The following is a 16051-nucleotide window of genomic DNA, read 5'->3' on the forward strand; positions in this document are numbered from 1 at the left end:
CCCCGGGCGCGCGCGCCGCGTTCGCGGAACGCACCCGGGGGCCGGTCGCGCCGGTCCCCCGATCGGCGCCGGATCCGCCGGGCTACGGCCGGCGGTGGTAGGCGGACAGGTGCTGGAACGGGTAGGTCTGGCGCCAGTCCGAGCCGGTGTCGTTGACCGTGCACCCGGCCAGCTTCAGCCGCTCCACGATCTTGCCGACGGCCGTGGCGGAGCCGTCGAAGCGGATGACGTTGCGCCCGGCGATGTCGGCGATCGGCCGGAGGCCGCCGACCTCGACGATCAGCGTGCGCTCCGGGTACGCCATCAGCACCATGCCCAGCTCGATCAGGACGTTCGGACGTGCCTGGCAGACGGGCCGCGTCTCGTACTCGGGCTCGGCGTGTCCGCGCAGGTCGGGGTGGAGCGTCACGACGTCGTCCGGCGTGAGCAGCACCAGTGCCGCCTGGGCCTGCGCGGGGGCGCCCGCGACCACGTCCCCGAGGAAGGGGGAGGACTGGCCGGTCGCCCTGACCAGGTCCTCCCACTCCTTGGGGCGCAGGTCGAGTCGGCGCAGCAGCTCGTACATCTCGCGCCGTACCTGTTCGTCGCGGCCGTGGACGACGAACACGCTGCGCGCCCGGTCGCTGTCGCCGGGCGCCGGGGCCACGTCGTGGCGCCGGGTGCCGGCTCCGGCGTACGGCTGTCCGGGCGGGCCCGCGGGCGCGGGCACGACCGGGGAGTGGTCGCCGAAGCTCTGGGTGCCGCTGTTGCCGACGCTCTGGTTGCCGCCGTAGTTGGTGTTGCCGCCCTGGCCGTGGTCGCGGTACTGCTGGCCGCTCATGCGGGTCGTGCCTCCCTGGTGACGCCGGAGTTGTTGCCGAAGGTCTGGGTGCCGCTGTTGCCGACGCTCTGGTTGCCGCCGAAGTTGTTGGTGCTGTTCGCGCCGAAGTTCTGCTGGAGGATGTTGGTCTGGTTGGCCTCGTGGTCGCGGGTGTCGACGTCGTGCTCGCGCAGGAAGTCGCCGACGATCTGCAGGAGATGGCGCTCCACGATCTGGGTGTACTTGCGGGCGTCGGTCTCCTGGAAGAAGTGGTGGAACTCGCTGCTGGCGGCCATCTCCCGGACGCTGGTGCGCGCGCCGCAGTCCACGACGGCGTCCGCGTAGCGGCCGAGCCGGAACTCGCTGCGGTCGGCCGGCTGGGGGACCGTCACCTTGACGGTGCCGGAGCGGCTGGGCAGCCGTTCCTGGAGCGGGTTGGTGAGCAGGCGCAGCAGTTCGCCGGGCATGCCGCGGGTCACGTCCCACGCGATGCGGGCCATCAGCCGGCCGTCGATGGTGGCGGGGAGCCGGTCGACCAGGTGGAAGCTCTCGGCCACCGGGGCGAGGACGTAGGTGTAGAACTCGGTGTGCAGGGTGGCGCCCTTGATGTCGAAGCCGACGAACACCGTGGTCACCAGCTCCTGGTTCCAGGAGCCGATGCGGATGCACAGGTACTCGCGGTCGGCGTCGTAAGCCTCGCGCCAGTGCTCGTCCGTGCCCCGGCCGTGGTGCCGGGCGTCGACCGGCACCCGCAGGGTCGGCCCGTCGAGGGTGCGGACGGCGGTGGTGAAGCGGCGCCGGTCGACGGAGAGCATCCGGACGCTGTCGGCCGGCCTGGGCCGGTCGCGCAGTTCGGCGAGCATCCGGTCGCGGACCTCGCAGGTGATCTCCTCGGCCGTGAAGGGGACGATCGGTCTGCGTTCGGGGTGCGCGGCTGCGCCGGGCGCCTGCGGCGAGCCGTTCACGGCGCCGTCCGCCGGGCCGCCCGGGTGCGGGACGCGGCCGTTGAACGGGCCGTGGTCGAAGGGGCCGGACGAGGCGACCGGCGCCCCGATCAGCAGCTCGGCGTTGGACCAGCGGCGCCACAGCACACCGGCACCGATGAAGGGCTTGTACCCGCCGTAGCGCACCGTCTCGGAGTTCTGCTCGTCGGTGATCTTGCCGACGAGTTCCGGTGTGAGCCGTTCGGTCCGGGGGTAGCGGCCGTCGAAGGCGGCTCCGGCGGCGGGCGGCGCGAGGTGGGCGGCGAGCGTCCGCAGGACGGCGATGCGGCGCAGGAACATGGTGGCCCACGCCAGCCAGCCGAAGAGGAGCGCGGCGCCGAGGGTGTCCAGGACGCCGGCGACCATGAGGAAGGCGATGAGGGCGGCACCGGCGAGCAGCGTGCGCAGCTGCTGGAGCCGGAGGTGGTGGGCGGCGAGCGCGTGGGCCAGTACGGGGACGGCGTCGTAGCCGTACGAGGGGGCCACCACCCGGAAGCGCTCGGTGAGCAGTTCGCGGATCACGGCCTTGCGGTACACCGGGTCCAGGTAGGTGCCCGCGCACAGCAGGCGGGTGGCGTTGCTCGTGGCGTCGGGCGGCGGCGGCGCGTCCGGGGGCGGGGGCGGGGGTGCGGTGTGGGTGGTCATGGCGGTTGCCTCAGCCCCTCTCCTGGACGACCGCCGAGACGATGAGCCCGTCGCGCACGGTGTAGCTGCCGTCGTAGGTCTGCTCGGAACCGTCCGTCTGCCGTGCCGTGAAGGTGACGTACACGGTCTCCCCCGCCGTGCCGTGGACGGTCAGCTCGTCGCTCTCGGTCGTGTCGAAGCCCGCGACGAAGTGGTCGTAGTCCTGGTCGAGGTTCTTGCCGCCCAGGTCCCACGCGGTCGTGAAGTCACGGTCGTTGATGGCCTCGAAGTACGCCGTCACGGTCGCCTCCGGTCCGGCCGCCGGCGTGGTGTCCGAGGCGTCGGCCTCCTGGGACTCCGCGGGCTCGTCGGTGTACGGGGTATCCGTGTACGGGTCCTCCGTGGACGGCTGGTCCGTGTACGGGTCGTCCGTGTAGGGCTGGTCGGTGTACGGGTCGTCCGTGTACGGCTCGTCGCCGTCCGTGCCGTCGTCGTTCGTCCCGTCGCCGAAGGGGTCGCCGGTGAAGGCACCGCCCAGCGTGCCCCCGTCGAAGCCGCCGGAGGGCGATACGGAGTCGCTGCCGCCGGCCGTGCCGAGCACGACGATCAGGGCCACGACGAGCAGGAACGGGGCGCCGATGACGATCAGCGCCTGGTTGCGTATCCGGCCCGGCGCGGGCGCGAGGCCGGGAGCGGGGTAGGAGCCGGTGCCGCGGGGCGGGACATGTGTGTCGCTCATTCGTCACCTCATTGCCTCCGGCATCCGCCCGAGCGGATTCCGGCCGACCCCGGGGGGCCGAAGTGCCTTGTGCTTCGCCCGATCCGACCAGTGCCGGCGCTTCCGAAACCAGATTTCGGGGCTTCCGATGCGCTTCCGATCGGCTTCCGGTAGGACGCGGCGGGTCGTCACCGCTGCTCAGACTTCCGCAGGTACCCCCTGGGGGTATATATTCGAGGCGGTAAGAGTACCCCCACGGGGTACCCGTCCGATCGTTTGTCCAGGAGGAACCATGTCCTGCTGCACCCCTGACGGCAGCTGCTCCACCACCGCCACCCCGGCCACCGCCGCGGTCGCCGAGGGCGTCACCACCGTCTACGCCGTCGCCGGCATGACCTGCGGACACTGCGAGGCCACGCTCACCAGGGAGATCGGCGCCGTGGACGGCGTGCGCTCGGTCGAGGTCGACCGCGCGGCCGGCCGCGTCTCCGTCACCACCGACGGGGAGCCCGACGACGCGGTCCTGGCCAAGGTCGTCGACGAGGCCGGCTACGAGCTGACCGGCCGCGCCTCCTGAGGGCGGTCACCCCGCACACCCGCGTACGAGCCGGGCCCCGGACGGGGCCCGGCTCCCGCTGTTCCGCGACGGTCGTTTGCGGGCGCGCGGCGGGGTGCACCCGGTTCCCAGCGCGGTGACGGTGCCGGCCGGTGCCCCGCCCTCCGGGCCGTCACCGGGAGAGCGAGGGAGTACTCATGACCACGACCGTCGAAGACATGCTCCGTACCTACCCCGCCGACCTGGGAGGCGTAGACCGGCAGGCGATGGCCACCTGCATCGAGGAGTGTCTGGCGTGCGCCCAGGCCTGCACCGCCTGCGCGGACGCCTGTCTGTCGGAGGGCATGGTCGGCGAGCTGACCAAGTGCATCCGGACCGACATGGACTGCGCCGACGTCTGCACCACCACCGCGTCGGTGCTGTCCCGGCACACCGGCTACGACGCCAACGTCACCCATGCCGTCCTGCGGGCCTGCGCGACCGTGTGCCGGGCGTGCGGGGACGAGTGCGCGAGCCACGCGGACATGCACGAACACTGCCGGGTCTGCGCGGAGGCGTGCCGGCGCTGCGAGCAGGCGTGCGAGGAACTGCTCGCCAGTCTGGGCTGAGGCGCGCGGCGCCCCGCGCACGCACCGCGCCGGGCGGCCCCCGATCGGAGAGGGCCGCCCGGCGTCGGTCGGTGCGCGGGCGCGTCAGTGGTAGGCGTGGACCACGGCGTGGCCCTTGCCGCGGCCGATCATCCACTTGTTGACCGGCGTGGTGATCAGGAACGCCACGGCGAACCCGCCGAGCAGCGCGTACCAGAACAGTCCGTCCGACAGGTGCGCGTCCATCGCCCCCGGCGTCAGCGCGATGATGCCGTTGTCCACCAGCTCCATCACCGCGATGGACACGGTGTCGGCCGCCAGCGCCACCTTCACCGCGGCCTTCAGGGAGACCCCGGCGCGCACCACCGCGAAGAGGGTGAAGGAGTAGCCGAAGACGAAGGCGAGGCCGATCGCCAGGGCCATCGTCGGTACGTTGCCCCACATCAGGGCGGTGCCGATGACCATGCCGAGGATCTCGCCGATGGCGCACCCGGTGAGGCAGTGCAGGGTCGCGCGCACCGCCGTGGCCCAGGTCGCACCGTGCTGCTCCCGCTGCTGGTGCCCTTGGTGCCCTTGGTGTGCCTGGCCGTGCCCGTGGTGCTCCTGGTGCGTGTGGTGGTGATGCTCCATGACGGTTCAACCCCGTTCGACGTCCCCGTGGGAGCCCGGGCCGGGCCCCCACGGTGGGGAACCATATACCCCCTGGGGGTATTCCGGTACCCGTGAGGACGCCGAAAGGCGCCGTTGTCCTATCCCTTGCCGAGGAGCCCGTTCATGCGCTCGATCTCGGCGCTCTGGGACGTGATGATCTGGGCGGCCATCTTCCTGGCCGGCGCGAAGGCGCCGTCGGCCCGCTCGGTCTCGGCCATCGCGAGCGCGCCTTCGTGGTGCTTGACCATCAGCTCCAGGAAGGCGGTGTCGAACGCCTCGCCCGAGGCGTCCTCGAGCCCGCGCATCTCCTGGTCGGTCATCATGCCGTCCATGCCGTCCATGCCGTGCGACGAGTGGTCCATGGCGGCGCCCTCGGCGGGCACCTCCTCGCCCCACGCCGTGAGCCAGCCGGACAGCGTCCTGATCTCCGGGTCCTGGGCCTTCTTGATCTCCGCGGCCAGCTTCTCGACCTCGGGCGAACCCGCCCGTCCGGGCGCGAGGTCGGCCATCTCGACGGCCTGACGGTGGTGGGGGATCATCCCCTTCGCGAACGCCACGTCGGCGGCGTTGTGCCCGCCCCGCGCGTCCGACGCGGAGGCCGACGGCGTGGGCGAGGCCGTGGCCGACGCCGCGGCGCTGTGTCCGCCGTGCCCGGCGGAGCCGTCCGACCCGCCGTCGTCGGCTCCGCCGCAGGCGGCCAGGACGAGGGCCGTCGCACCGGCGGCGGCCACGGCGACGGTACGGCGGACGAGGGAACGCTCGATCTTCATGCGGGGTGCAACTCCTTCGCGCGCGCCTGTTCGCGGCGCGCGGTGGATGTGTCGACTGGATGCGTCGAGTGGAGGTGAGGGCGCGCGAGGGCACGGCACCCGGCACCGGGGACCGGTGCGTGGGATGCCGTGCGGGCGGCTCTATATCCGCAGGAGTTGCAGTTCGGAGAGGTCGGGCGGCGCCCGGCCGTCCCGGGAGGCTCCGGTGGCCGCCGCCGAGGGCACGGTGACGGCGGGGGCGTCGGTGGCGGCGCCGGTCAGGGCCGGCGGGGTGTAGGCGGAGGCGGTCCCGGCGGCGGCGCAGGTGCCGTCGGCGTGATCGAGGTGCCCCGGCCCGCCGTCCGTGTGACCACAGGCCCGGTCCGCGCCGGCGTCCGCGTACGCCGTACCTTGCGCGTGCGACGCGCCTTCCGCGTACATCCCGCGTTCCGCGTACGCCCCACCCTCCGCGTGGGGTGCCCCGGTCGTGGAGCCCGTCGCCCGCTCGTGTCCGGCGCCCGCGTGGGCCGTCGGCACCCCGGGGGCCAGGCCGTGCATACCGAGCACGCCGGCCAGTACCGCCAGTACCAGCAGCGTGAGCAACCGCCCGGCCGGGCGGCTGATCGGCGGCATGCTCCTGGTCACGCGCACCATGCTACGGGCCGGCCCCGGGAGTTCACCTCGACGTCGCCCCGCTGCTCTATCGTCACCCGATATCGGTATCCGTAAACGGTGCGCGGGGCGCGAGGAGTGAGCTGAGCTGATGGGCGAGTCGTCGAACACCACGGGGGCGCCGGACCGGCTGCGGCGTCGGCTGGGCGTCGGCGACGCCGTGACCATCGGGCTGGGCTCGATGATCGGCGCGGGGATCTTCGCGGCCCTCGCCCCGGCCGCCCGCGCCGCCGGTTCCGGGCTCCTGCTCGGGCTGGCGGTGGCCGCCGTGGTGGCGTACTGCAACGCCACCTCCTCCGCGCGGCTCGCCGCCCGGTACCCGGCCTCCGGCGGCACCTACGTCTACGGCAGGGAACGGCTCGGCGACTTCTGGGGCCACCTGGCCGGCTGGGCCTTCGTCGTCGGCAAGACCGCCTCGTGCGCGGCCATGGCGCTCACCGTCGGCGCCTACGTCTGGCCCGGCCAGGCACACGCCGTCGCGGTGGCCGCGGTCGTGGCGCTCACCGCGGTGAACTACGCCGGGGTGCAGAAGTCGGCGTGGCTGACCCGCGTGATCGTCACCGTGGTCCTGGCGGTGCTGGCCGCGGTGGTGGTCGCGGCCCTGGGCTCCGGGGCGGCGGACCCGGCCCGCTGGGACATCGGGGGCGACGCCACCGCCGGCGGGGTGCTGGAGGCGGCGGGCCTGCTGTTCTTCGCGTTCGCCGGGTACGCGCGCATCGCCACCCTGGGCGAGGAGGTCCGCGATCCGGCCCGCACCATCCCCCGCGCGATCCCGCTCGCCCTGGGCATCACCCTGGCCGTCTACGCCGCCGTGGCACTGGCCGTGCTCGCGGTGCTCGGCCCGCGCGGGCTGGCGGAGTCCGCCGCGCCGCTCTCGGACGCGGTGCGGGCCGCGGGCGCCGACGGCCTGTCACCGGTGGTGCGGGCGGGAGCGGCGGTCGCCGCGCTCGGCTCGCTGCTGGCGCTGATCCTCGGCGTCTCGCGCACCACCCTGGCCATGGCCCGGGACCGGCACCTGCCGCACGCCCTGGCCGCCGTCCATCCGCGCTTCGAGGTGCCGCACCGCGCCGAACTGCTCGTCGGTGCCGTGGTGGCCGTGCTCGCCGCGACGGCGGACCTGCGCGGCGCGATCGGCTTCTCCTCCTTCGCGGTCCTGGTCTACTACGCCGTCGCCAACGCCTCCGCCTGGACGCTCCGCCCCGAGGAGGGCCGGCCACCGCGCCTCGTCCCGGTGGTCGGACTCGCGGGCTGCCTGCTGCTGGCCTTCACCCTGCCGGTCGCCTCCGTCCTCTCGGGCGCGGCCGTGCTCGCCGCCGGCGTCCTCGCGTACGGCGTCCGCCGCCGGCTCGCCTCCCGCGGCGCCTGACCGCGCGGCGCGGTCGCCTCACGGCCGCTCGTCGCCCAGCACCTCGCGGGCCAGCTCCTCGAGGGCCCGGCGGTCGTCGGCGAGGGCCTGCCGCCCCGCCTCCGTCGCCCGGTAGACGCGGCGCGTACGGCCGTCCACCACCCGCTGCTCCGAGGCGAGCAACCCGTCCGCCTCCAGGCGGTGCAGCGTCGGATACAGGGTGCCGGGGCTGATCCGGTACCCGTGCCGGGCCAGCTCCGCGGTCATCCAGGCGCCGTGGATCTCCTCCTGGGCCGCGTGGTGCAGGATGTGCAGCCGCACCGCGGCCCGCTGGAACTCCCGCACCCGGTCCACCTCCGCCGGTGACGAAACCGATATCGGCCGTCGAGTCTACGAGGTCGGGGGCGCCCGGCCCCGATGTCCGTACGGGGCGCTCGGTTACCCTGGGGGAGCGGCCGGCCCCGTCCGGGCGGGTCGCGCGGCGGTGGGGCTCGCCGCACCCGAACCGCGGCACCGACGCCGCCGACAGTCCCTACTGGTGATCAGAGCCGTCCGCCTGCCCGGACGGCCGCACGAGTAGGAGACCCGCGTTGACCGAAGCCCCCCGCGAACCCCGCGCCGGGAGCGCCGCGCACCCCGAAGTCCCCGCAGCCCCCGAGCCCGTCGACCCGGACCTCGACCCCGGCCCCCGCCCGCCGGCGCCCGCCACCCGCCCCGCGCTCACCCACGGCGAGGCTCCCGTCCTCGCGGTGGTCGCGGCCGGCGGCGCCCTGGGGGCCGCGGCCCGCTACGGCGCCGCACTGCTGTGGCCCACGGCGGCCGGCGGTTTCCCCTGGACCACCCTGCTGGTCAACGCGGTCGGCTGCGCGGTGATCGGCGTCTTCATGGTGGTCGTCACCGACGTGTGGGCCGCCCACCGCTTGGTGCGCCCCTTCTTCGGCACCGGCGTCCTGGGCGGCTTCACCACCTTCTCGACCTACGCCGTCGACATCCAGCACCTGCTCCGCTCCGGGGAGGCCGGCACCGGCCTGGCCTACCTGGCCGTCACCGTCGTCGCGGCCCTCGCGGCGGTGTGGTGCTCGGCGAGCCTCACCCGGCGCCTGGTCTCCGGGAGGCGGAGGTGAACTGGCTGCTCGTCATGGCCGGAGCCATGGTCGGGGCGCCCCTGCGCTATCTGACCGACCGGGCGGTCCAGGCCCGGCACGGCACCGTCTTCCCCTGGGGCACCTTCACCGTCAACGTCGTCGGCTGCCTGGTCCTCGGCACCCTCGCCGGCGCGGCCGCCCACGGCGCCGCCTCCGCATCGGTGCAGCTGCTGGTCGGCACGGGCCTGTGCGGAGCCCTGACCACCTACTCCACCTTCTCCTACGAGACCCTGCGGCTGGCCGAGAACGGCGCGAGGCTCCTCGCCGCCGCCAACGTCCTCGCCGGCGTCGTCGCCGGCCTGGGCGCGGCCTTCCTCGGCACCGCCCTCGCGGACGCGCTGTGGTCCTGACCCGCACCGCACCGCCGTAGCGGCGGCCCCGCTCCGAGGCGACCTGCTCAGACGCCAAGGTGTCCGGGCGTCGTGCCCGCTGGTCCGCGCGGCAGCCGTCAGCGGTGCGCTGTGCACGGTCGCCCGCTGAGCGGACCCGGACGGCGCGCCTCCGTCCGAGGCCGGGGAGCAGGTGAGCCGGGGCGCGCTGGGTACTCGGCGCCGCATGATGAAGCGCGCACTGTGGCAGGGGCTGCTGGCCGGTACGACCGGAGTGCTGGCGATGACGCTGGGCGAGAAGGCGGAGCAACGGCTGACCGGCCGGCCCGACTCCCACGTCCCCGCCCGCACACTGGAACGCCTGACCGGGATGCGGGAGCACTCCGGGCGTCAGCCGGTGCCGGTGAACCTGGCCATGCACGCGGGGCAGGGCGCCCTCCTCGGGGTCCTGCGGTCGGTGATGGCGCACGCCGGGCTGCGCGGGCCCTGGTCCTCGGGGAAGTTCGCCGTCGTCCGGGTCACCTCCGACCAGATCCTGGAGAACGCCACCGGCGTCGGCGCCCCGCCCCCGACCTGGCCCCGCCGCGAACTCGCCGTCGACCTGCTGCACAAGACGGTGTACGCCTTCGTCACCGGCGCCGTCGCCGACGCCCTGGCCGCCCGGTCGGGCCCCGGTCCGGGGCAGCGGCACGCCGCGATGCGCCCCGGCCGCCACTCCGACGTAGGGCCTCTGCCCCGGCGCCGGTGACCACCGGGCCGGGCCCGCGCGGCGTGGTCACTCGTCGGTCGTCCTGGCCACCAGCGCGCTGTACGTGAGTTGCAGGGCGTCCGCGCCGGCCAGCGCGGTGAGCGCGCCCATGGCGGTGCGGGTGGCGCGCGGCCAGAGCAGCTGTCCGGCGGTGAGGGTCGAGGCCACCCAGACGCTCATGCAGAACGGGCACGTCAGCAGCTCGCCGACCGTGTCCTTGGCGCCCTCGGTGCGCGCCTCCTCGTGCAGCTCGGCCGGGCCCTGGGGACCCTGGAACGTGGTGAAGGGGGCCCGTAGCGGGCTGGTCACCGACGCCTTGCTGAGCAGCCGGCTCAGCCGGAACGTCGCCACCGCCGTCAGTGCAACGTCCCAGGGCTCGGGCCGGTCCGGGAGCGGACGACCGCGCGTGCCGACCACCGCCGCCCACCCCGCCGTGTAGACGCCGAAGGCCGCCATGGCCGCCGCGTAGCCGCGCAGCGGGCGGTCCTCTCCCGCCGAGTAGGTGCGTTCGGTGCGGCGCAGCCGTCCCCTCAGCCGCGCCACGACACCGCCGTCAGACGCCGTGCCCATGACCCTCGTCCTCCCCTGCCCGCTCCGCTGCCCCGGCCGTTCGGTCCTCGTCCGCGTCCTCCGTGCCGTCCGCGCGGCGCAGCCTGATCTCCACGTGTCCGTCGACGACGCGGGTGTCGAAGGCGGGCTGGGGCGCGGTGGCGGGGCCGCGGACGTTCCAGCCGTCCGAGAGCCGGAAGACGCTGCCGTGCCAGGGGCACTCCACGCACCCGTCGGCGACCGTGCCCTCGGACAGCGGGCCCGCCAGGTGGCTGCACCGGTCCGCCAGCGCGTGGAAGGTGCCGCCGGTCTCGCGCACCACCAGGACCGGAACGTCGTCCACGGCGCGCCGCACGGGCCGGCCGGCGGGGAACTCGTCCACGGTGCCGATCCGGTGCCAGCCTTCGCCGACGACATGGGGTACTTCCTCGGCGTGGTTGGCTCCGGAAGCCTGTCGGTAGGCGAGGTGGCCGCCGAGCATGCCGCCCAGGCCGACCGCCGTCAGCCCGAGGAAGCCGTACGCGCGGCCCGCTGTGGCCCGTCCGGTGAGGCGGCACAGGAGTGAGGCGCCGTACAGCCCCACGGCCGCCGTGTTGGCCACGGCGTGCACCAGTCCCACCCGGGTCTGCTGCCGGTGGAGTTCGGCCCAGTCGACCGCGCCCGCCAGCGCGGCGGGGCCGGCCGCGGCCAGTCCGACGCCCACGAGGAGGCCGGCCTCCCGGGTGCGGCCGGGCAGCAGGTCGAGGACGGCGGCGGACATCCAGCTGCCGATCGGCACCTGGACCATCAGAGGGTGCACGGGGTGTCCCAGCCACCTGCCGTGCAGCGCGTCCCGCGCGCGGCCCAACGGGAGGGCCCGCACGCTCCCGGTGAGCTTGTCGATCACCGCGTCAGCCCTGGGATCACGTTCCAGGGCGTCGAGCAGCCACAGCATCCGGTTCTGGCCCATGAGGCGGCGACCTGCCTTTTTGCTCATGCGCGCTGGGTCCCCCGGAGGGTAGGGGACAAACAGCCGGCTCACGGGGCCGGTACCGCGCCCCGGCCGACCGGGCGGATGCCCCGGCCGGCCAGGAGGACGCGGAGTCGACGCGGGATCGACGCGGAGTCGACGCGGACTCAGCCCTTGCCCATGGCCTGACGCACCGCGTCCTTGGTGCGGTCCATCAGCGCGGCGACCGGTCCCAGCGCCATGTTCTTCGCCCCGGACTCGACACCCGGGTGGGGCCGGGTCGGCGCCATGGCCTCGGCGGCCTTGATCGCCTTGGCCATCGCGGCGAGGCCGGTGACGTCGGTGCTGCGCCGGATGTGGGTGAACTCGTAGCGTTCCTCGGCCCGCGCGTGCTCCTGGACGTCCTTGCGCAGCTTGAGCAGCCGGGGCATGAACTTCGGGTCGTCGGTGTCCATGTCGTCCAGCGCGGACAGGGTCTCCTTGGCCGCCTTCTCCTCGGCGAGCCGGTCCTTCACCACCTGCTCGCCACCGGGGAAGCCCTTGCGGGCGAAGGGATGGACGACCTCCTCCTCGGCGGTCTCGTGCACCGCGAGCAGGCGCACCAGGCGGCGGAAGGCGTCCCGGCGTTCCTCGCCCTTGGCGGCCTCGACCTCGTCGAAGAGGTTGCGGATGTCGCCGTGCTGGCGCATCAGCAGGGAGACGACGTCGTCGTCCTCGGCCATGTCGTCCCCGGCGTGCGGGGTGTGCAGCTCGGACATGTCGGCCTCCCCTACTTCTCGCGCTGCGTGGGGTCGGGGTGCTCGCCCTCGGTCTGGACGCGGTACTCGCGGCCGAACATCTCGTCGTGCTGGGTCATCACCCGGTCGCTCGGGGGCGCCTCGCCGCCGTGGATCTGTTCCTGCATCTTCTCGAACCGCTCGTGAGCCTCCCGCACGTATCCGGCACCGAGAGTCGTCAGGTCCATCTGGGTGTCCAGCAACTCGCGCAGATAGCCCTTGTTCGGCTCGAAGGTGAGCACGTTGGGCAGCTCGGGGGCCAGCACGGAGGCGGGGTCGCGGCCGTCGTGCCGGCGCATCAGGTCGCAGGCGGCGTGCAGGTGCTCCAGCTCCATGTTCAGGTGCAGCTCCCAGATCGCCTTGACCTTGGGGTCGCTCTCCTGCTCCATGAAGGAGTAGTACAGGTAGCACTCGTTGTACTCGTGGTTGACCAACTGCTCCCACCACGTCTCACCCGGGTCCACCAGGGACTCGTAGTGGGTGACGTGCTCCTCCTCGATCAGCCCGATCTCCTGGTAGAGCTGGCGGGCGATCGGCTCCATGTAGGTGGGGCCGGTGTTCATGTAGAAGTTCATGGTCTGCTGCTCCGCCGACATGATCGTCAGGGCGTGCAGCTTGGAGAGCGGGTCCGTCTCGTCCTTGGCGTACGGGTCGCGGACGTTGTCGACCGGATCGCGGTGGTGGAACCGGGTGGGCCGGCCGGGCATGACCTCGGTCAGGTTGTCGACGATCGACTCCGCCTTGCGGTGCTCGATCATCTCGTACAGGTTCGCGTACCGGTACAGGTGGTCGAAGTCCTCCAGCACACCGAACTGGTACGCCTGCTTCAGGTACGGGTCCGGCTCCATCCGCGCCACCCACGCCGTCAGGTCCACCGCCACCTGCTCGTAGGCGATCGTCGTCTCCAGCACCGAGGAGACACCCGGGAGCAGCCAGTTCACGACCTTCTGCTGCTGCGCCTCGATGTAGCGGACCCGGGCCAGCTGCCGCTTGACCTCAGGATCGACCGTGTTCCGGGCGAGCTGGTGGCTGAAGAGGATCGCCTCCACCTCGATGCCGTTCATCGTGATGATCCGGCAGCGGGTGTACGGGTCGCAGTGGTCCGGGTCGATCGGGTCCACGTTCAGCTCGCGCCAGCTCCGTAGCTGGCGGTCCAGCGGGATACCCCGCTGCTCCAACGGATTGAACGTCATGGGCCGTGCCTCCTGACGACGAGGGGGATCCGCGCGCCGTCGGAGTACCCCGTGTCGGGCGACGAGCACAGACGGGTTCCTCAGTCTGTTCACGACGGGCGACTTCCAGCCACCGCACACACCCGCAGGGCCGCGCGGTCCCCCTGGTGGGCCAACCGAGCGGGCGGATGCCGTGCGCATCGGCGATCGTGTCCTCGCCTCGCCTCGCCTCGCCTCGCCTCACCGGACCCGGCACGGCGGCCCCGGCACGGCGGTCGGCGACGGGCGACGTGCCCTGCCCGCCTGACGGCCCCTCCCCGGCAAGCAAAAGGGCGAGGCCCGAAGACCCCGCCCGCCACCGCCGAGGCTCCGAGCCTCAGGGCCACACCAGGCAATACGGCTGATGCCCCGCCTCATGCAGCCGGTGCGAGAAGTCCTGCCACTCGTGCAGCAGCTGGTACACGTTGAACGCGTCCCGCGGTCCGCCCCGGTCCGGGACCGTCGACCAGATGAAGGCCGCCGCGCCGACCGCCTCCTCGCCGATGCCGCGCAGGGGGTCGACGACCGTCATGGGGAGCTTGACGACCGCGTAGTCGGGGTGCAGGACGACCAGTTCGAGGGGCGGGACCTTGTGCAGGGGCACGCCCTCGATGCCGGTGAGGACCATCGCGGCCATGGTCTCCGGCTTGATCTTGGTGAACATGCCGTTCATCCCCAGCTCGTCGCCGCCCAGTTCCTCGGGGCGCATCGAGATCGGGACGCGGGCCGCGGTCGCGCCGTCGGGCGCGCCGAAGTACTTGTAGGTCACCCCCACCCGACCACCATTCCTGCTCCCCGCCCCCAGCCGGTCGGCCTGCCCGGCGAGCCGGTCGGGCTCGCCCGGGGTGCCGTGTGCCTGACGTGCTTCGGTCGATTCCGCCGCCTCGCGCCGGTGCCTTCCCCGCCGGGCACGTCGAGGACCCAGGTCGTCGGTCCCCTCGCCCAGTCCGCCACCGCGATGCATATCTCCACCCGACTGCTTTTCTAGGACGCGTGGCCCCAGCCGCGCAACCCGATCATCGTGTCAGTGACCTCCCCCACGGCCGCTCGCCGAAACGTGCGGTCGGACATATGCCCGTCGTATGCCCGTCGCATGTCCGACACGCGTCCGCGGCACGGCCGGCGGCCCCTCTCCGCGCCGCCCGCGTGAGCTGCGTGGATGGGCTCCAGTCTGGCAGACGGTACGGCGGTCGGGCGGGTTGTCTACCCTGATTGAGGTCACCCTGGGCAACCAGAGGCCGAGCGGGAGCCGGACAGGGGCCGGTCGAGGCCCGCGCAGGGTCCGAGAAGTCGGAGAAGGACGAGAAGGTCGGAGAAGTCGCAGGTCATGAGCGAACTGGCATATCCATACGAAGCACCGGCCTCGCAGGCTCTGTTCGACCGCGCGGCGGCCGTCACGCCCGGCGGTGTGAACTCGCCGGTGCGGGCCTTCCGCGCCGTCGGCGGCACGCCCCGGTTCATGGTGTCCGGCTCCGGGCCGTACCTGACCGACGCGGACGGGCGCGAGTACGTCGACCTCGTCTGCTCCTGGGGGCCGATGATCCTCGGGCACGCCCACCCCGAGGTGGTCGCCGCCGTGCAGGAGGCGGTCGCGCGCGGCACCTCCTTCGGTACGCCCGCCGAGGGTGAGGTCGCCCTCGCCGAGGCCATGGTGGAGCGGGTCGCGCCGCTGGAGGAGGTGCGGCTCGTGTCGAGCGGCACCGAGGCGACCATGTCCGCCATCCGGCTCGCCCGCGGCTTCACGCAGCGCACCAAGGTGATCAAGTTCGCCGGCTGCTACCACGGTCACGTCGACTCGCTCCTCGCCGCCGCCGGCTCCGGCGTCGCCACCTTCGCGCTGCCCGACACCCCCGGGGTCACGGGCGCCCAGGCGAGCGACACGATCGTGCTGCCGTACAACGACCTCGACGCCGTGCACGCCGCCTTCGCCGCCCACCCCGGCGAGATCGCCTGCGTGATCACCGAGGCGTCGCCCGGCAACATGGGCGTCGTGCCGCCGCTGCCCGGGTTCAACCAGGGGCTGAAGGACGCGTGCGCGGCCAACGGCGCGCTGTTCGTGTCCGACGAGGTGATGACCGGCTTCCGGACCAGCCGCGCCGGGTGGTACGGGGTGGAGGGCGTCGTCCCCGACCTGATGACCTTCGGGAAGGTCATGGGCGGTGGGTTCCCCGCCGCCGCGTTCGGCGGGCGCGCCGACGTCATGGCGCACCTCGCGCCCGCCGGGCCCGTCTACCAGGCCGGCACCCTCTCCGGCAATCCGGTCGCCACCGCCGCCGGGCTCGCCCAGCTGCGGCTGCTCGACGATGCCGCGTACGCCAAGGTCAACGCCGTGTCGGAGCAGATCCAGGGCCTGGTCACCGAGGCGCTGAGCAAGGAGGGCGTCGCGCACACGCTGCAGACCGCCTCCAACATGTTCTCCGTGTTCTTCACCGACGGCCCGGTGCGCGACTACGAGGACGCCAAGGCGCAGGAGTCCTTCCGCTACACCGCCTTCTTCCACGCGCTGCTCGCGAACGGCGTCTACCTGCCGCCGTCCTCCTTCGAGTCCTGGTTCGTGTCCACCGCCCACGACGAGCGGGCCGTCCAGCGCATCGCCGACGCCCTCCCGGCGGCGGCCCGCGCGGCTGCGGAGGCGACGGCGTGAGCCACGACACCGACGA

General features: G+C 73.4%; 19 protein-coding genes. 7 read left to right on the top strand and 12 right to left on the bottom strand.

The annotated features are described in order from the left end of the window. Positions 1–82: 82 nt before the first annotated feature. Genes ACFZP7_RS19845 through ACFZP7_RS19855 form a run of 3 tightly spaced genes read right to left on the bottom strand, consistent with a single transcriptional unit; the run spans position 83 to position 3145 of the window. A complete protein-coding gene (locus ACFZP7_RS19845) occupies positions 83–820 on the bottom strand; it encodes a TIR domain-containing protein (protein ID WP_192341510.1) in 738 nt (245 codons plus the stop codon). Next, positions 817–2427, bottom strand: a complete 1611-nt coding sequence (locus tag ACFZP7_RS19850) for a hypothetical protein (RefSeq protein WP_046251379.1) — start codon at positions 2425–2427, stop codon at positions 817–819. The genes ACFZP7_RS19845 and ACFZP7_RS19850 overlap by 4 nt, the downstream gene beginning before the upstream one ends. A gap of 10 nt (positions 2428–2437) precedes the next feature. Next, entirely contained in the window at positions 2438–3145 is a 708-nt protein-coding gene (locus ACFZP7_RS19855) for a hypothetical protein (protein WP_385635038.1), read from the bottom strand. 271 nt (positions 3146–3416) lie between these two features. Here ACFZP7_RS19855 and ACFZP7_RS19860 point away from each other — a divergent pair, with 271 nt between their 5' ends. Then, complete coding sequence (locus ACFZP7_RS19860; RefSeq protein ID WP_019328508.1) at positions 3417–3701, top strand: heavy-metal-associated domain-containing protein; 285 nt, start codon at positions 3417–3419, stop codon at positions 3699–3701. Positions 3702–3877: 176 nt separating this feature from the next. Then, positions 3878–4288 (top strand): four-helix bundle copper-binding protein, encoded by a 411-nt coding sequence (locus ACFZP7_RS19865; RefSeq protein ID WP_385635040.1) that lies wholly within the window; start codon positions 3878–3880, stop codon positions 4286–4288. Positions 4289–4372: 84 nt separating this feature from the next. Here ACFZP7_RS19865 and ACFZP7_RS19870 read toward each other — a convergent pair whose 3' ends face one another. From ACFZP7_RS19870 to ACFZP7_RS19880, 3 genes are all read right to left on the bottom strand, one after another. Next, positions 4373–4897 carry a DUF4396 domain-containing protein gene (locus ACFZP7_RS19870; RefSeq protein WP_125536227.1) on the bottom strand — a complete coding sequence of 175 codons (525 nt, stop codon included), beginning with the start codon at positions 4895–4897 and terminating at the stop codon, positions 4373–4375. 119 nt (positions 4898–5016) lie between these two features. After that, a complete protein-coding gene (locus ACFZP7_RS19875) occupies positions 5017–5688 on the bottom strand; it encodes a DUF305 domain-containing protein (protein WP_062130017.1) in 672 nt (223 codons plus the stop codon). Positions 5689–5829: 141 nt separating this feature from the next. Further along, positions 5830–6321: a DUF6153 family protein gene (locus ACFZP7_RS19880; protein ID WP_385635043.1), complete on the bottom strand. Its 492-nt coding sequence runs from the start codon at positions 6319–6321 to the stop codon at positions 5830–5832. A 109-nt stretch (positions 6322–6430) separates the two neighbouring features. Between ACFZP7_RS19880 and ACFZP7_RS19885 the strand changes: the two genes are divergently transcribed. Continuing rightward, complete coding sequence (locus tag ACFZP7_RS19885; RefSeq protein ID WP_031019383.1) at positions 6431–7705, top strand: APC family permease; 1275 nt, start codon at positions 6431–6433, stop codon at positions 7703–7705. 18 nt (positions 7706–7723) lie between these two features. Here ACFZP7_RS19885 and ACFZP7_RS19890 read toward each other — a convergent pair whose 3' ends face one another. Beyond that, the gene (locus ACFZP7_RS19890; RefSeq protein ID WP_029394001.1) at positions 7724–8029 is read right to left on the bottom strand and encodes a PadR family transcriptional regulator; all 306 of its coding nucleotides are present in this window, start codon (positions 8027–8029) and stop codon (positions 7724–7726) included. Positions 8030–8274: 245 nt separating this feature from the next. On the opposite strand from ACFZP7_RS19890, the gene crcB (ACFZP7_RS19895) reads away from it, so the two are divergent. The 3 genes from crcB (ACFZP7_RS19895) to ACFZP7_RS19905 all read left to right on the top strand — a co-directional run bounded on the left by crcB (ACFZP7_RS19895) (position 8275) and on the right by ACFZP7_RS19905 (position 9906). Further along, positions 8275–8808 carry a fluoride efflux transporter CrcB gene (gene crcB / locus ACFZP7_RS19895; RefSeq protein WP_385635045.1) on the top strand — a complete coding sequence of 178 codons (534 nt, stop codon included), beginning with the start codon at positions 8275–8277 and terminating at the stop codon, positions 8806–8808. After that, entirely contained in the window at positions 8805–9179 is a 375-nt protein-coding gene (crcB, locus tag ACFZP7_RS19900) for a fluoride efflux transporter CrcB (RefSeq protein WP_031019381.1), read from the top strand. Before crcB (ACFZP7_RS19895) ends, crcB (ACFZP7_RS19900) begins: the two co-directional genes overlap by 4 nt. A 205-nt stretch (positions 9180–9384) precedes the next feature. Next, a complete protein-coding gene (locus ACFZP7_RS19905) occupies positions 9385–9906 on the top strand; it encodes a hypothetical protein (RefSeq protein ID WP_385635047.1) in 522 nt (173 codons plus the stop codon). A gap of 27 nt (positions 9907–9933) precedes the next feature. Here the strand turns inward: ACFZP7_RS19905 and ACFZP7_RS19910 are convergent, their stop codons facing one another. The 5 genes from ACFZP7_RS19910 to ACFZP7_RS19930 form a co-directional block, all read right to left on the bottom strand. After that, complete coding sequence (locus tag ACFZP7_RS19910; RefSeq protein WP_385635049.1) at positions 9934–10476, bottom strand: DUF1360 domain-containing protein; 543 nt, start codon at positions 10474–10476, stop codon at positions 9934–9936. Continuing rightward, positions 10460–11431, bottom strand: a complete 972-nt coding sequence (locus ACFZP7_RS19915) for a Rieske 2Fe-2S domain-containing protein (RefSeq protein ID WP_385635051.1) — start codon at positions 11429–11431, stop codon at positions 10460–10462. The genes ACFZP7_RS19910 and ACFZP7_RS19915 overlap by 17 nt, the downstream gene beginning before the upstream one ends. A 140-nt stretch (positions 11432–11571) precedes the next feature. Continuing rightward, positions 11572–12162: a hemerythrin domain-containing protein gene (locus ACFZP7_RS19920; protein ID WP_031019374.1), complete on the bottom strand. Its 591-nt coding sequence runs from the start codon at positions 12160–12162 to the stop codon at positions 11572–11574. 11 nt (positions 12163–12173) lie between these two features. Further along, positions 12174–13373, bottom strand: coding sequence for a hypothetical protein (locus ACFZP7_RS19925; RefSeq protein ID WP_127444968.1), 1200 nt, complete (start codon positions 13371–13373; stop codon positions 12174–12176). Positions 13374–13728: 355 nt separating this feature from the next. Continuing rightward, complete coding sequence (locus ACFZP7_RS19930) at positions 13729–14355, bottom strand: hypothetical protein (RefSeq protein ID WP_175438048.1); 627 nt, start codon at positions 14353–14355, stop codon at positions 13729–13731. A 363-nt stretch (positions 14356–14718) separates the two neighbouring features. On the opposite strand from ACFZP7_RS19930, the gene hemL reads away from it, so the two are divergent. Beyond that, positions 14719–16035 carry a glutamate-1-semialdehyde 2,1-aminomutase gene (hemL, locus tag ACFZP7_RS19935; protein WP_019328498.1) on the top strand — a complete coding sequence of 439 codons (1317 nt, stop codon included), beginning with the start codon at positions 14719–14721 and terminating at the stop codon, positions 16033–16035. Positions 16036–16051 lie beyond the last annotated feature (16 nt).

It is taken from the genome of Streptomyces sp. SudanB5_2050 (genome assembly GCF_964272335.1).
Taxonomy (GTDB): Bacteria; Actinomycetota; Actinomycetes; order Streptomycetales; family Streptomycetaceae; genus Streptomyces; species Streptomyces rochei.

Coding starts and splice junctions, on each gene's coding strand:
- ACFZP7_RS19860 (WP_019328508.1), top strand. CDS start 3,417: ATGTCCTGCTGCACCCCTGACGGCAGCTGCTCCACCACCGCCACCCCG.
- ACFZP7_RS19845 (WP_192341510.1), bottom strand. CDS start 820: ATGAGCGGCCAGCAGTACCGCGACCACGGCCAGGGCGGCAACACCAAC.
- ACFZP7_RS19875 (WP_062130017.1), bottom strand. CDS start 5,688: ATGAAGATCGAGCGTTCCCTCGTCCGCCGTACCGTCGCCGTGGCCGCC.
- ACFZP7_RS19870 (WP_125536227.1), bottom strand. CDS start 4,897: ATGGAGCATCACCACCACACGCACCAGGAGCACCACGGGCACGGCCAG.
- ACFZP7_RS19885 (WP_031019383.1), top strand. CDS start 6,431: ATGGGCGAGTCGTCGAACACCACGGGGGCGCCGGACCGGCTGCGGCGT.
- ACFZP7_RS19855 (WP_385635038.1), bottom strand. CDS start 3,145: ATGAGCGACACACATGTCCCGCCCCGCGGCACCGGCTCCTACCCCGCT.
- ACFZP7_RS19915 (WP_385635051.1), bottom strand. CDS start 11,431: ATGAGCAAAAAGGCAGGTCGCCGCCTCATGGGCCAGAACCGGATGCTG.
- ACFZP7_RS19850 (WP_046251379.1), bottom strand. CDS start 2,427: ATGACCACCCACACCGCACCCCCGCCCCCGCCCCCGGACGCGCCGCCG.
- ACFZP7_RS19905 (WP_385635047.1), top strand. CDS start 9,385: ATGATGAAGCGCGCACTGTGGCAGGGGCTGCTGGCCGGTACGACCGGA.
- hemL (WP_019328498.1), top strand. CDS start 14,719: ATGAGCGAACTGGCATATCCATACGAAGCACCGGCCTCGCAGGCTCTG.
- ACFZP7_RS19865 (WP_385635040.1), top strand. CDS start 3,878: ATGACCACGACCGTCGAAGACATGCTCCGTACCTACCCCGCCGACCTG.
- ACFZP7_RS19910 (WP_385635049.1), bottom strand. CDS start 10,476: ATGGGCACGGCGTCTGACGGCGGTGTCGTGGCGCGGCTGAGGGGACGG.
- ACFZP7_RS19880 (WP_385635043.1), bottom strand. CDS start 6,321: ATGGTGCGCGTGACCAGGAGCATGCCGCCGATCAGCCGCCCGGCCGGG.
- ACFZP7_RS19925 (WP_127444968.1), bottom strand. CDS start 13,373: ATGACGTTCAATCCGTTGGAGCAGCGGGGTATCCCGCTGGACCGCCAG.
- ACFZP7_RS19930 (WP_175438048.1), bottom strand. CDS start 14,355: ATGCATCGCGGTGGCGGACTGGGCGAGGGGACCGACGACCTGGGTCCT.
- ACFZP7_RS19920 (WP_031019374.1), bottom strand. CDS start 12,162: ATGTCCGAGCTGCACACCCCGCACGCCGGGGACGACATGGCCGAGGAC.